The sequence below is a fragment of the Sphingobium anseongense genome (assembly GCF_037725245.1).
Taxonomy (GTDB): domain Bacteria; phylum Pseudomonadota; class Alphaproteobacteria; order Sphingomonadales; family Sphingomonadaceae; genus Sphingobium.
This window is the reverse complement of the sequence record NZ_JBBJUL010000007.1, coordinates 157,606-171,637: the sequence shown is the minus strand read 5'-3', so window position 1 is coordinate 171,637 and position 14,032 is coordinate 157,606. Positions and strand designations below refer to the sequence as shown.

The following is a 14,032-nucleotide window of genomic DNA, read 5'->3' as shown; positions in this document are numbered from 1 at the left end:
TATCTCCTTGTGGCCAATCAACATGGGCGCGGTCGCCATGACCTGCAAGCATCCTATGACGCATCTGCATGCATCAGCCGCTTGACATAGGGCGCCACCAGCAAGACCCCCACCCCGACGACGACGGCGAACCAGCCGATCCGCGCGTAGATATCGAGTACCTGCGCCACGTCGCCGCCGCCTTCGCCGCCGGTGGCGCGCGCGATCAGGCTGGCGATGAAATTGCCCGCGGCCATGGCCAGGAACCAGGTGCCCATGATGAGCCCGACCATGCTGCCGACCGACAGGCGCGTCATCGCAGACAGGCCGACAGGCGAAAAGCAAAGCTCGGCCGCCGTGTGGAGCAGGTAGATGAGGAACACGAAGATCACCGGGGTGAGGTTTTCACCCGCCGCCGCCGCTCCGCCGACCAGGACCAGGAAGCCCGCGCCGCAAAGGATAAGGCCGATGCCGAACTTGGCGGGGGACGAAGGTTCCAGCCGCCGCCGATCGAGAAAGGTCCACAGCAGGGCGAACAAGGGCGCGAACAGGATGATGAAGACCGAGTTGACCGACTGGAACACCGAAGCGGGGACGGTGATGCCCAGCATCGCGCGATCGACATTGCGGTCGGTAAAGATGTTGAGCGATGATCCGGTCTGTTCGAACAATCCCCAGAACAGCGGGTTCAGCCCGATCAGGAACAGCGCGGCGAAAATCCGGTCGCGGTCGATGCGGGGCAGCGTGAACACCGCGCGCCACAGGATATAGGCGATGGTCAGGATCGCAAAGCCCAGCAGCGCGAACCCCAGCGCCTCGGCATAGCGGATCAGCCCCCAGATACCAAGGACGCCAACCGCCGCCCCTGCATAGATCATCCATTCCTGCGACACGCCCGCCACCACCGGGCTGCGCAATATCTGGGGCGCCGGCGGTTCGCCCCGGCCGAGCAGCCAGGGCGTCAGCCAGACGAATGTCACAAGGCCAAGCAACATGCCCACGCCCGCCGCCCCGAAACCCCAGGACCAGCCGATCGTTTCGCCCAGCACGCCGCAGATGATCGGCCCCAGCATTCCGCCCATGTTGATCCCCATGTAGAAGATCGAAAAGGCGGGGTCCCGGCGCGCGTCGTCGCGCGGGTAGAGTTCGCCCACCAGAACCGAAATATTGGCCTTGAGAAAGCCGGTGCCGACGATGATCGAGGCGAGCGCGAGATAGAAGCCGTTGAGGTAGAAAGCGTCCTGCCCGCCCGGTCCTTCGGTCATCGCGATCAGGAAATGGCCCAACGCAATGAAGCAGCCGCCGGCCAGCACCGCCTTGCGCGCGCCCAGGAAGCGGTCGGCCAGATAGCCGCCGATCACCGGGGTGATATAGACCAGCGAAGTATAGGCGCCATAGAGCAGATAAGCGCGATCCTCGCCGAACAGGAAATGCTTGGTGAGGTAGAAGATCAGGATCGCGCGCATGCCATAATAGGAAAAGCGCTCCCACATTTCGGCGAAGAACAGCAGGAACAGGCCCCTGGGATGGCCCAACCAGGTCTTGCCTCCGCCTGGCGTGCCCCCGTCCATCCTGTCCTGCGCCGATGCTGCCATCTTGTCGTTTTCCCGGGGTCTGCCGCGAGCGCGCGGCTGGTCAGACTAGCGGAAACAGCCCGCCTGTCAAAAAGCACGGGCACTCTTGCGTCAGGCGGTCCGTGACGACATGGAAGGACGATGTTCAACGATCTTTCCTCTCCGCTGTCGCTGCTGCAAACCCGCCGATCGGGCAAGCCCCGCGACCTGATCGCCCCCGGCCCCGATGCGGACCAGCTTCGCACGATACTGGACGTTGCGCTGCGCACTCCCGATCATGGCAAGCTGGCTCCATGGCGTTTCGTAATCGTGACCGCGCCGCAGCGGGCAAAGCTCGCGACGCTGCTGGAGGATGCCTATCGCGCGGAGGTGCCGGGCGCGGGGCGAGCGGAAATCGACGCGATGCACCAGTTCGCCCACCAGGCGCCGACATTGGTAGTGGCGCTGTCCGCGCCGGTTGCGGACAGCAAGATACCCTTGTGGGAACAGCAATTGTCGGTCGGGGCGGCGGCGATGAACCTTTTGCATGCGGCGCATGCGATGGGCTTTGCCGCAGGCTGGCTGACGGGGTGGCCCGCCTATGCTCCGGCTGTGCGCGACGCCTTTGCCACCAGCAACGAACGAATCGCGGGCTTCATCTTCATTGGCACCCCTGCCCGACCGCTTCAGGAGCGGCCCAGGCCAGATTATGACAAGATCGTCAGTGTCTGGGACAGATAATTTCGCTGTCCCGCCCTATTGGGTTCATCAATAACTTGACGTGTCGAGCTGTATTATGTCAGTGATGCACTATGGCTGAAGATTCCAAACCCATCTATCTGCGCCTGCGTGAAACGATCGCTGCGTCCATTTTGGACGGCGAATTTCACGACGGCGATCTCCTGCCTTCGGTTCGCGCATTCGCTGCGCAGCAGGGCGCCAACCCGCTGACGGTGGCCAAGGCTTATCAGAGTTTTCAGGATGACGGGCTGGTGATCGTCAAGCGCGGCATCGGCATGTTCGTTGCGCCCGGCGCGACCCGGCGGCTGCGCGACCATGAACGCGCGCGCTTCATGGAGACGGTGTGGCCACCGGTCGCGGCCCAGATGCAGCGGCTCGGAATCGGGCTGGATGAACTGACCGAGCGGCTGGAGGCCTGAGTCGGGGCAATTCGACAGCATATCTGGCACTGACGTCTCGCACCACGCGCGGGCGTTACAAATGGCAGTGAATTTCAGATCGTTCGGAACGGTCTGCGCGAGCGTGACATTCGGATCATGCTATAGCGCGGCCAGGGCCGCCACCGCCTCTGCACGGCCGGGAAAGGCAGGTACGGCGGCCGCGCGGGCCAAAGCGGTCCGCGCCTCGCTCCGGCGCCTCATCGCCGCATAGGCTTGCCCCAGATGAAGCTGGATAACAGGATGGCCGGGCGCCATGGCGCGGGCCTGTTCGAGTAGGTCGACGGCGCGCTGGCCGTTCCCGCCGGCCTGGGTCAACGCCCAGCCATAAATGTCGGCGGTCATCGGGCTGGCGGGCATCAGCCGCCAGGCATGAGCGGCATAGGCAAGCGCACGAGGACGGTCACCCATGGCCAGCGTGGCGCGGGCAAGATCAGCCATCAGCATCGCATCCTGATTGCCGATCCGGGCGCGCACCCCCTCCAGCATTCGGCGCGCGCCACGCCAATCCTGCGCATCGAGGCGGAGCGCGGCCGCAAGGCGCTGCGCGGGCAGGCTCGCAGGATTCTGACCCAGAAACAGGTCGAGCACCTGCCGCGCGCGTGCCGGATCGCCGGCACGCTGCCACGCGGCCGCGAGGCGAATGGCGACATCCTGGCTGAACCGCATGTTCGCGGCGGTTTCATAGCGACGGGCGGCTTGCGCGGGGCGGCCGGCAGCGTCGAGGGCATCGCCCAGCACGATCAGGGCGGCGGGAGCACCGGGATTGGCCGCCGCCAGCAGAAGCGCACGATCGACCGCCTGCCCAGCCTGTCCATCGTTCAGCAACGCACGGATATACGGAATATTGTCGACGGCGGTCGCGGCGCTGGCAGGCGGTCCGGCAGCAAGGATTCGCCCGTCGCTGCCCAAGGGGCTGGTCGAGGCGCGTGCGGGCCATGCGGCCCGGTTCAGCATGTCAGCGGCGAGGGAGCGGTCGCCCCGCGCTTCCTGCACCCTGGCAGCCAGGGTCAGGACATAGGGGTCGGCATCGGCGCGCACGACGAGCGGGGCCAGCGTGGCGGCGGCCGCGTCCTGGTCCCCTGCGCCATGATAGGCGCGTCCCAGCAGCAGGCGGGCCTGATCATTATCGGGCTGGAGCGCGACCAGCCTTTCAAGGCTTTCGGCCGCCAGCACCCCGTTGCCGCCCGCAAGGTGCAGCACACCGCGCAGCAACATGGTCGCGGGCTGATTGTCGAGCCGCCCTTCGGTACGGGCGAGCAGCCCGCGCGCAAGATCTTCGCGCCCGGCCCGAGCGGCAAGCACCGCCTGCATGAACCAGGCGCGCGGGTTATCGGGCTGCAACGAGAGGATGCGGCGCGAGACACTGAGCATGTGGCGCGCTTCACCCATGTCAGCCAGCGTCGCGGCATATTCGATGAGCGTGGGCACAGCGGCGGGATCAATCGCCAGTGCCCGTTCGAACCACGGACGCGCGGCGGCAAGGCCATATTGATCGCGGGTGCGTTCGGCGCGCAGGGTCAGCGCCTTTACGTTGGAAGGCGCGAGCGCGACCGCGCGGTCGGCGGCCGCGATCGCCGCTGCCTGATCGCCGGCAGCGATGTAATAGCGGCCGATATCGACCCATGTTTCGGCATCGGACGGGCTGAGGTGCTGCGCGCGATTAAAGGCGGCGCGCGCCTGCGCAAGGCGACCGAGCATCAATGCTGCGCGCCCCTCCAGCCGGGCGGCAAGAGCCGGCTGATCCTGCTGGCGGTCGGGCGCGGCGAGCTGGCGCAGGGCGGCGTCGGCGTCACCCTGAAGCAACTGCGCCTGCGCCATGAGCAGCCGGGTCCCGCCGCGCGGCGCACCAAGCTGGATCGCGCGGTCTATTTCGACGGCGGCGCCCTCGCCGTCCTCAAGCGCCAGCAGCGCGCGGGCCTGCGCGATACGAATGGTGGGTGAGCGGGGATCGGCCTTGATCGCGTTCATCAGTTCGACCCGCGCGGTCCGGGGATCGCTTGCATCCAGCGCGGAGATCGCCCGCGCGTAAGCGCCGCGCCCGTCCGACAGCCGCAAGGTCGTTTGCCATATGGCGGCCACGCCGAGCAGCAGGGCGACCAGGCCAGCCAGCAGGATGATCCGCTTGCGCGACATCAGGCCTGCAACTCATATTGTTTGAGCAGGTCGTAGAGGGTCGGGCGGCTGATCCCCAATATCTTGGCCGCGCCGGAAATATTGCCCTGGGTACGGGCAATGGCGCGGCGGATGGCGCGGCGGTCGGCGCTTTCGCGCGCAGCCTTGAGATTGATCATGTCGCCGCCGTCGTCCTGGCCTTCAAGGTCGAGGTCGGCGGCTGTCACCAGCTTGCCGTCAGCCATGATGACCGCCCGCTTCATCCGGTTTTCCAGTTCGCGCACATTGCCGGGCCACGTCCAGCCGTCGAGCGCGGCGAGGGCATCGGGGGCGAGGCCCTTGACCTGCGGGTTCATTTCGCGGGCGAAGCGGGTGAGGAAATGGCGGGCGAGGAGCGCGGGATCGCCGGGGCGGTCGCGCAGCGGCGGTATGCGCACCACGATCTCGGCAAGGCGATAATAGAGATCTTCGCGGAAGGTGCCGGCCACGATCATTTCGGGCAGGTTGCGATGAGTGGCACAGACGATGCGCGTATCGATGGCGATCGGCTGGCTGCCGCCGATGCGCTCGATCGCATGCGCCGAAAGAAAGCGCAGCAGCCGGACCTGAAGCGGCAGCGGGATGTCGCCGACCTCGTCGAGGAAGAGCGTGCCGCCCTGCGCCTGCTCGATTTTGCCCGGCACCGTCCTGACCGCATCGCCGCGGGCGCCTTGTTCATGCCCGAACAGTTCTGATTCGAGCAATGCCTCAGGAATGGCGGCGCAATTGATCGCGACGAAGGTACCGTCGCGGCGCGGGCTGGCGTCATGCAGGCCGCGCGCGAGCAGTTCTTTGCCCGTGCCGCTGGCGCCCAGCAACATCACGGAGACCTGCGCGCTGGCCACCCGTTCGATGGTGCGGGCGACCTTGAGCATTTCGGGCGCGGCGGTGATCAGGCTGCCGAGCACCCTGGCATCGTCCGGCGCGGTGTCGGCGAGGCGGGCGTTTTCACGTTCAAGCGCATGCACATGGAAGGCGCGCCGGACGATGAGGCCAAGCTCGTCGATGTCGACCGGCTTGTGATAGAAGTCATAGGCGCCGCCGGCTATGGCGTTGAGCGCGCTGTCGCGCGCGCCGTGGCCCGATGCGACGATGACCTTGATGTCGGGCTTGATCCGCAGCATTTCAGCCAGCGTCGCAAAGCCTTCGCTGGTGCCGTCCGGGTCGGGTGGCAGGCCAAGGTCGAGCGTCACCACGTCGGGGGCATGAGCACGCAGCAATTCGATCGCTTCCTCGCGGTCGCCGGCGATGAACAACTGGTAATCGTCATAGGCCCAGCGCAGCTGCCGCTGCAGACCGGGATCATCCTCGACGATCAGCAATTTGGGGCGCGTGTCGGTCATCAGGCGGCCTTCACTTCGGTGGATTTGGCGTCGAGATCAGCAGCAGCGAGCGGCAGGCGGAGGGTGAAACGGCTTCCCGCGTCCGGTCGGCTTTCGACGTCGATGCCGCCGCCCAGCGCCAGCGCCAGCGACCGCGCCTCGAACGCGCCGATGCCAAAGCCGCCGGCCTTGCTGGAGGAAAATGGCTTGAACAGTTCGCGGCGGATATATTCCGCGCTCATGCCGCAACCCTGGTCGATGATATCGACCAGGGCCTGCCTTCCTTCCCGCCCCAGCCGCACCTCGACAGGATGGCCGCCTGCACTGGCGTCGATCGCATTCTGGATCAGGTGGGTGAGGATCTGTTCGACGCGAGCCGGATCAGCGAGCACCAGCGGCGCATCGCCCGACAGGGTGACGCGATGCTGGCGGGCACGCGCGATCACCACGGCGGCGACATCGCGAAGCGACATGGGTACAGGATCGGCCGGGCGGACGCGATGATGCTGTGACAGCCGGGCGAGCAATTCGTTCATCTTGCCGACCGAATCCTTGAGTGTCAGCACCATGTCGGCGCGAAAGGCAGGGTTATCGGCATGGCGTTCGGCATTGCGGGCAACGAGCGAAATCTGGCTGACCAGATTCTTGACGTCGTGCATGATGAAGGCGAAGCGGCGGTTGAATTCTTCGAAGCGCTGCGCGTCATCCAGCGCCTGCTGCCCCTGCGCTTCGCTGATATAGCTGGCCGCTTGCCGGCCGGCGGCGCGCAGCATGTCGAAATCCTCCCAGTCGAGCCGCCGGTCGACGGCGGGCCGCGCCAGCAGGATGACTCCGGTGAGCCGGCCGAAATGAATGAGCGGCACCAGCGCCCATATCCGGCGATCGGCAACCATCCAGCCGGGCGGCGTGATCCTGCCGCGCCCTGCCGCCAGGCCATCGAGATCGGCGATCCAGCCGCTGTCTTCCAGAATTTGCGCGTCTTTGTCCGACATGGAGGGCGACGGTGGTAGATCGCCCACCCAGTTCCATTGGGTTTCCAGCGAGAGCGCGCCCGTGTCGTCGCGCAGCAGCAGCATGCCCGCCGGGGATTCGGTGATATCGGCAACCGCCTTGACCACTCGCACGCCCAGGGGGGCGGCATCGTCGCCGGGCTGGCCGATGGTATCGCCAAAGCGCATCCATTCAGCGCGATAATCGTAGCGATGCTGGAAGAAATGTTTGGCGACCTGCACCTTGGCCAAGGCGCGCAGCCGGCGCGAGGGTAGCAGCAACAGGCCGGCCACTGCCATGACGAACAGGCCGCCAATTTCGATCAGGCGCGCAAAGGGGCCGGCAACCAGTTCGATCAAGGCCGTCGCCGCTGCGAGCAGGATCACATACAGGCCGACCGCGACCACCGACAGCGACCGGAAGGTGACGGTGCGCGACAGGCGAAGGCGGCCCGCCACATCCTTGTGCAGGCCGATTGCCAGGACCGGGGCGAGCATCGCCACGACCAGGCCACGCAGCGCGTACAGTTCGTTGGCGCGCTCGATAGCCAGATAGCCGATCACATAGAGGTTGAGATCATAGGTCCACATCGCCGCCAGCGCGCCCATCAACAGGGCGATGCGCGATCGTCCTTCGGGTGCCGACACGCTGAAAAGATTGTGGACCAGGACAAGCGCGCCAATCGCCGTCATCATCCGCAGTGTCAGCGAAACGGTGACGAGCGAACGATGAAGGTCTCCCAGCGGATCGAGCTGGCGCCAGATGACATCGATGAAACATTGGGTCGCGATCAGGCCGGCCAGAACCGCATAAACCGCGCTGATCGCCCATAGACGCCCCGAGCGGGCGCCCTCCCCGCGCCGCAGCATGACGAACATCAACAAAAGCCATGCAACGTTGCGGACGCTTTCCATCAGCCCGGACAGCGGCTTTTCCACGCCGCCAAAGGCAATGTACAGCGCCCAGCAGGCGGTCAGCAGCAAAGCGGCGGACAATAGCGTGCGTTCGGGCGTTCCATGCCCCCGGCGCAGCGCATAGATGCCAAGCGCCGCGAACAGCGCCGCCGCCAGCGCATGGCCGCCATTGCCGACAAATTGCAGAAGGGCGCTCATGCCTGCCCCGTCCTCAGCGCGCGCCGTCCGGCCAGAGCACGACGCGAACGGTCTGGATCAGGATCAGGAAATCGAGAAAGGGCGTGTAATTCTTGGCGTAGTAGAGATCATATTCGAGCTTGTTGCGCGAATCCTCGATTGAAGCGCCATAGGGGTAGTTGATCTGCGCCCAGCCGGTGATGCCCGGCTTCACCATATGGCGCTCGGCATAATAGCGCAGATGCTGTTCCAGATCATCGACGAACTGGCGGCGCTCGGGCCGTGGACCAACGAAGCTCATTTCGCCCTTGAGCACGGTCCAGGTCTGCGGAAGTTCGTCGATGCGGAGCTTTCGCAACCAATAGCCGAGGCGCGTGATGCGCGGATCGTCCTGCTCGGCCCAGACCGCCTGCCCTTCGACCTCGGCGTCCTGCCGCATGGTGCGCAGCTTGACGATCCAGAATTCCTGGCCGAACAGGCCCACCCGTTGCTGGCGATAGAAAGCCGGGCCCTTGGAATCGAGTTTGACCAGGATGGCGGCGATCAGGATGACAGGGCCGGTCAGCGCCAGCAGCAGGGCACTGGCAGCGATGTCGAACAGGCGCTTGGCGATGCTGGAAATCCGACGTCCGGCGGAAAAACCATCGGAAAAGATCAGCCAGCTGGGGTTAACGCTGTCGAGATCGACCCGGCCGGTCTCGCGCTCCAGAAAGGTCGATATCTCGTTGACATGGACGCCGGTGGTCTTGATGCGCAGCAGGTCGGACAGCGGCAACGCATTGCGCCGCTCCTCCAGCGCCAGCACCACTTCGCTGGCCCCCAGCTTCACCACGAAGTCGGCGAGATTGTAGATAGCACTGCGATTGATCGCTTCGGGCACGACATGAGGGCCATCGCTCATGCCGATATAACCGACAACCAGGAAGCCTGATCCGGGCCGCAGCTCCAGATCCTTTATGCGGTTGGCGCGGTTGCCCGCGCCGAGCACGATGAGTCGTCGCTTGAACGCTTCGCCCCCCAGCATCGAGCCCAGCAGCAACCGCACCGCGACCAGCAGGCAGAAGGCCAGCCCCATCGCGTAGAGTGAATTGGAACGCCACAAGGTCATACTCGGCAGCAGGAAGTGCATGACAGACAAAAAGATGACGCCGAGCGAAATCGCTACCATCAGCCGCGCCAGCGCATAGCGGATCGACTGAAGCGATTCGGTGCCATAGACGCCCACCGCGATCATCGCGGTTTGCAGCGCGACGGCGAAACTGAGCAAGGGACCCATTCGGGTCATGACATGATCTATGTCCATGCCGATTTCGCGCGCGCGCAATATCCAGCCGGCTTCCGCCGCGCACAGCAGCAGTACCAGGTCGAGCAGGCCCAGCAGCAGCACGGCATGCGGCACATAATGTTTGAACAGCCTGATCATCGTCCCGCACTTGTTTCGCCCGCTACTCCATTGCGGAGACGCGACGGGCCTTTACGCCGTCGTCATGCCTTACAGCGCGTGTAAGCATTTCCGACAGTAGGACGATGCTGCCTCAAAATAGCAAATAAATGCTGAAGGACCGAGCCGGTCAGATGGATGCCGCCGGCCAGAAAGGCCGGCGCACACCGCGTCAGTCGCGACGGCGTAGGGTATCTGCCGCATTGCGTGCGGCATCGCCAACGACTCGTGCGCCGTCGTCGATCGATCGCGTCGCCTCCGTCACGGCCTCGGCAGGATCGGAATTATCCGCGCGTTCGACCAGAAAGAAAAAACCGATCGCGAGGACAAGCGCCAATGCGATGATGGCAAAGATTACCCCGCCGTTGCCGGCGCGGCGGTTGTTATTGCTGCTGTCGACCGTTACGGCCTCCCCTGGTGATCGGCCATTCAAAGAACATCAACCCGCATGAATCGGGCTATGTTCCGTCGATCAGCGCCCCCGGCTGAGCCGATCCACATCTTCCATGATTTCGCTCAGGACGCCAGCCTGCGATACTTCATGGCCGCGACGCGACGGCAGGTCGCCGCCCTGCAATATTTGCTCCAGCGCCGTGCGACCGCGCGCAACCCGGCTTTTGATCGTACCCACGGCGACGCCGCAGATTTCCGCAGCTTCCTCATAGGCAAAGCCCCCCGCTCCCACCAGGATCAGTGCTTCTCGCTGGGGTTGGGGGAGTTGAAGAAGCGCGCGCTGCATGTCACTCAGTTCGACATGCTTGTCCTGCCCGGCGGGGGCCGCGAGCAGGCGGTCGGCGGTCAGGTCATCCCACTCGCCCCGGAAGCGCGAGCGGCGCATCTGCGAAAGATAATGGTTGCGCAGGATGATGAACGTCCAGGCGCGCATGTTGGTCCCTGCCTGAAACCGGTGACGCGCCGCCCAGGCCTTGAGCAGGGTCTCCTGCACCAGATCGTCGGCGACGTCGCGATTTCCCGACAGGGAACGGCCAAACGCACGCAAATGCGGAATGACGGTCGTCAACTCACGCTTGAAATCGGCATCGGAAAGCGCTTCGCGCAGTTCCTGATCCGGCAAATCCTCAGCCATCCAGGCGACCTTCCCAGATGCCAACGCACGCGAACGCGAGACAGATGCCGCCGTAGCGCCAACCGCGTCCGTTCCACAATAGATTGTCACCCACTAACCACCAATCCTGTCTGATCCCTGGAAATCACTGCCAAAGCACAACGAGCATGCCGACAATCGCAAGGCCAAGTGAAATTGCGAGGACGTAACGGACGATGTGCGGAGTCGAACCACTGCGCGCATCATCCGTCGAGATGTGCTGTTCCGGTTCCGCCATGGCAATTCTCCCGATCGTTACGCATCAATAACGCGATCAAGCAAAGCGGGTTCCGTCCTATATCGGTCAGGCAGGCGCCGTTGCCTGGTCGAAAAACAGCGCCTGGGCAATGGCCGCCTTGACGGTCGCGCGCTGGAACGGCTTGGTGATGAGGAAGGTCGGCTCGGGCCGCTCTCCGGTCAGCAGGCGTTCGGGGAAAGCGGTGATGAAAATCACCGGCACCGCGAATTCCGCCAAAATGTCCTTAACCGCGTCGATACCGCTGGAATCGTCAGCCAATTGAATATCGGCCAGGACCAAGCCGGGGCGTTCGGCCATCGCTTCGCGAACCGCATCCTCCCGCGTGACGGCAATGGCTGTGACTTCATGCCCCAGGTCGCGCACGATCGTCTCGATATCCATCGCGATAATCGGCTCATCCTCGATGATCAGGACCTTGGCATGTGTCTGTGCCTCGATCTCGGTCAGCGCCTCCTGAACCAGCGCGTCTACATCGCTGGTGGTCATGTCGATAAGATAGGCGGTATCCTCGCTCGTGAAGCCTTCGAGCGCGGTCAGCAGCAGCGCCTGGCGAGGAAGCGGGGTCAGGCGGGCGAGGCGCGCATGGGCGACCGCTTCAGGGGATTCGCCGACATCCAGAACTGGGCCATCTTCCAGATGCGACGAAGACCAGATGGCGTGAAATATCCGGTAGAGGCCAAGACGCGGGTCCACATCGCTGGGAAATTCATCTGGCGCAGCAACGATCGCCTCCAGCGCCGCGCGAACATAGGCGTCGCCATGCGACTGGCTTCCCGTCAGGGCGCGCGCATAACGGCGAAGAAACGGAAGGTGGGGGTGCAGCTTTTGTCCAAGCGACATGTTTAGAACTTCTCCCTGCCCCGAAAGGCGATCTGATCATGAGCATCCCTGAGACAGGACAGATGAAGCGGCGAAACCCTGATGGCAAGCCCCCGTCCGATCCCCCTGCTCCCCCTTCCCGCCGGACGGAAAAGAAAAAGGCTCGACCACGGAACCATCAATGACAGGATTTGTTTCACTGCCGTTCGGTTTTTTCGTCAAAACGCTATTCCCATGGTTAACCCATCGTGAACCGAATTGACGTCAGGATACGAAACGGCAATGGGTAAGTAGCTTGCACATGATGACAAGGCAGAGGGACTGGTTTTGGTTTCTTCCGAAATGCGACCGGACATGAAGACAGACGTCGTCAATTCCAGCGATTCCAGCACCGCGCCCGAAAAGCGTCCCAATGCCCCCCGCCCCAGGAAGCGGACCAAAGCGGCCGATGACGGGCATGTGGGTGATGTGCTGCGCAGCGTTTATCAGCGCACAGTGAACGAGGATATTCCGGCCGAGATGCTTGACCTGCTCAGCAAGCTGGGCTGATCTCATCAGGATATTGCCGCCATGATGCAGGCCGCTGCGGAGGCATATCAGTCATTCAGGGATTTGACGCGTTCGACCGGCGTCAAGATGTTCCTGATCCTGACTCTCGCTTTGCTCCCGCTGGGCGGGATTGCCCTGGTCGCATCCTTGCAGGCGATAGAGACCGCCGATCTTGAAAGGGAAGCCTTGCTGCGCATGGCGGTGACGCAGAGCGCGCGCAAGCTCGCCGCCGAACTGATGGCTGATCAGGCGGCGCTGCAACTTACCGTCGATGCTTTTGCCGAGGGAACGACCGACAGGACCATTTGCCCGCGTGCCAGGTCATTCATGACGTCGCGCGCCAATCACGACGCCCTGTTCTTCATCTATGATCGGCAAGGGCACCTTTTGTGCAGCAGCCATAGCCGCGAACCCGTGGGAATCGATCCTGCGGAACGTTTCGCTCCGGGGGACAGCGCGGTTCTTACCAACTCGAACTATCTCGCGCGACGGACGATCAGCCGTAACGATGCCATCGTTGCGATCACCTATTATGGCATGCGCCATCTGGAAAGGATCGCCGATTCGACCGCAGCGTTGCAAAACCGGCGGATCGCTTTGCGGCAGGACGAGCAGGTGCTTCCGATCAGCGACACCCGACTGACCGGCGAAGGCGAAATGAACCGCGTGTCTGCGGCGGTCGGGATCGACCGGCTGGCGCTTGTCATGTCGGTGCGCGAGCCACCGGCGACACTGGCCCGGACATTATCGCTGTTCCTGCCGATGGTGATGTGGTTCGCGGCGGCCGCGATCGGCTGGTTCGTGGTGAACCGGCTGCTGATCCGCCCCCTGGTCATGCTGCGGCGCGCAGTGGAGGCCTATCATCCTGGCGAGGTGCTGGAGCCGATGACCCGCGTCCGCACGCCGGCCATGGAAATATCGGCGCTGGGGGATACTTTTCGCGCGATTACCGAGGATGTGGCGAGCCATGAGGCCGAAATGGCGGCCAGTCTCGACAATCAGCGCAAATTGACGCGCGAGGTACATCATCGGGTCAAGAACAACCTACAGATCATCGCAAGCCTGATCAATCTGCACGCCCGCGCCGCCACCGCGGATGAAGCGATCGAGGCCTATGCGTCGATCCAGCGGCGGGTCGATGCATTGTCCGTCGTTCACCGCAATCATTTCGCCGAGCTGGAAGACAATCGCGGCGTCGGCGTGCGCGCGCTGATCAGCGAATTATCGGCGAGCCTGCGCGCCACGGCGCCCGAGGCAGCGCGCAAATTCGGCATCCAGATCGACAGCGACGATCTGCACATTACGCAGGATGTCGCCGTGCCGGTGGCTTTCCTGGTGACCGAACTGGTCGAGCTGGCAATGCTGGCCGGCCCGTCCGCGGGAATGCGGATCACTGTCCGCCAGATAGACACGCCCGGCCGGGCGTGCCTGACGGTCGCATCCAGCGCCCTGACGGGCACGCTGGTCACCGATCCGCTGCACGACCGGTTCGACCGGGTGCTGACCGGCCTGTCGCGCCAGTTGCGAGCGCCGCTGGAGAGAGACGAGGAAGCCGGTTCCTATGCCATTGCCATCAGCGCGGTGCCGTAGCG

The 14,032-nt window shown here is 64.1% G+C and carries 13 protein-coding genes; 5 read left to right on the top strand and 8 right to left on the bottom strand.

The window, feature by feature from the left end:
* Positions 1 to 53 precede the first annotated feature (53 nt).
* Positions 54 to 1,574, bottom strand: coding sequence for a peptide MFS transporter (locus WG908_RS11630; protein ID WP_340186743.1), 1,521 nt, complete (start codon positions 1,572 to 1,574; stop codon positions 54 to 56).
* Positions 1,575 to 1,694: 120 nt separating this feature from the next.
* On the opposite strand from WG908_RS11630, the gene WG908_RS11625 reads away from it, so the two are divergent.
* On the top strand, positions 1,695 to 2,273 hold the full coding sequence (locus WG908_RS11625; RefSeq protein ID WP_340186742.1) for a nitroreductase family protein: 579 nt from the start codon (positions 1,695 to 1,697) through the stop codon (positions 2,271 to 2,273).
* 71 nt (positions 2,274 to 2,344) lie between these two features.
* Positions 2,345 to 2,692: a GntR family transcriptional regulator gene (locus tag WG908_RS11620; RefSeq protein WP_340186741.1), complete on the top strand. Its 348-nt coding sequence runs from the start codon at positions 2,345 to 2,347 to the stop codon at positions 2,690 to 2,692.
* Positions 2,693 to 2,812: 120 nt separating this feature from the next.
* Here WG908_RS11620 and WG908_RS11615 read toward each other — a convergent pair whose 3' ends face one another.
* From WG908_RS11615 to WG908_RS11600, 4 genes are read right to left on the bottom strand one after another with little or no spacing between them, the layout of a single operon-like run.
* Positions 2,813 to 4,846 carry a tetratricopeptide repeat protein gene (locus WG908_RS11615; protein ID WP_340186740.1) on the bottom strand — a complete coding sequence of 678 codons (2,034 nt, stop codon included), beginning with the start codon at positions 4,844 to 4,846 and terminating at the stop codon, positions 2,813 to 2,815.
* Positions 4,846 to 6,207, bottom strand: a complete 1,362-nt coding sequence (gene prsR / locus WG908_RS11610; protein ID WP_340186739.1) for a PEP-CTERM-box response regulator transcription factor — start codon at positions 6,205 to 6,207, stop codon at positions 4,846 to 4,848. The genes WG908_RS11615 and prsR overlap by 1 nt, the downstream gene beginning before the upstream one ends.
* Positions 6,207 to 8,288, bottom strand: coding sequence for an XrtA/PEP-CTERM system histidine kinase PrsK (gene prsK / locus WG908_RS11605; RefSeq protein ID WP_340186738.1), 2,082 nt, complete (start codon positions 8,286 to 8,288; stop codon positions 6,207 to 6,209). Before prsK ends, prsR begins: the two co-directional genes overlap by 1 nt.
* Positions 8,289 to 8,301: 13 nt before the next feature.
* Complete coding sequence (locus tag WG908_RS11600) at positions 8,302 to 9,690, bottom strand: TIGR03013 family XrtA/PEP-CTERM system glycosyltransferase (protein ID WP_340186737.1); 1,389 nt, start codon at positions 9,688 to 9,690, stop codon at positions 8,302 to 8,304.
* Positions 9,691 to 9,818: 128 nt separating this feature from the next.
* Here WG908_RS11600 and WG908_RS11595 point away from each other — a divergent pair, with 128 nt between their 5' ends.
* Entirely contained in the window at positions 9,819 to 10,160 is a 342-nt protein-coding gene (locus tag WG908_RS11595; RefSeq protein ID WP_340186736.1) for a hypothetical protein, read from the top strand.
* A gap of 20 nt (positions 10,161 to 10,180) precedes the next feature.
* Here WG908_RS11595 and WG908_RS11590 read toward each other — a convergent pair whose 3' ends face one another.
* From WG908_RS11590 to WG908_RS11580, 3 genes are all read right to left on the bottom strand, one after another.
* Complete coding sequence (locus WG908_RS11590) at positions 10,181 to 10,795, bottom strand: sigma-70 family RNA polymerase sigma factor (protein WP_340186735.1); 615 nt, start codon at positions 10,793 to 10,795, stop codon at positions 10,181 to 10,183.
* A gap of 124 nt (positions 10,796 to 10,919) precedes the next feature.
* Entirely contained in the window at positions 10,920 to 11,051 is a 132-nt protein-coding gene (locus WG908_RS11585) for a hypothetical protein (protein WP_340186734.1), read from the bottom strand.
* A 66-nt stretch (positions 11,052 to 11,117) separates the two neighbouring features.
* Positions 11,118 to 11,912, bottom strand: coding sequence for a response regulator (locus tag WG908_RS11580; RefSeq protein WP_340186733.1), 795 nt, complete (start codon positions 11,910 to 11,912; stop codon positions 11,118 to 11,120).
* Positions 11,913 to 12,245: 333 nt separating this feature from the next.
* On the opposite strand from WG908_RS11580, the gene WG908_RS11575 reads away from it, so the two are divergent.
* Both WG908_RS11575 and WG908_RS11570 read left to right on the top strand, forming a co-directional pair.
* The gene (locus WG908_RS11575; RefSeq protein ID WP_340186732.1) at positions 12,246 to 12,440 is read left to right on the top strand and encodes a NepR family anti-sigma factor; all 195 of its coding nucleotides are present in this window, start codon (positions 12,246 to 12,248) and stop codon (positions 12,438 to 12,440) included.
* Positions 12,441 to 12,527: 87 nt separating this feature from the next.
* Positions 12,528 to 14,030, top strand: coding sequence for a sensor histidine kinase (locus WG908_RS11570; protein WP_340186778.1), 1,503 nt, complete (start codon positions 12,528 to 12,530; stop codon positions 14,028 to 14,030).
* Positions 14,031 to 14,032: the final 2 nt, after the last annotated feature.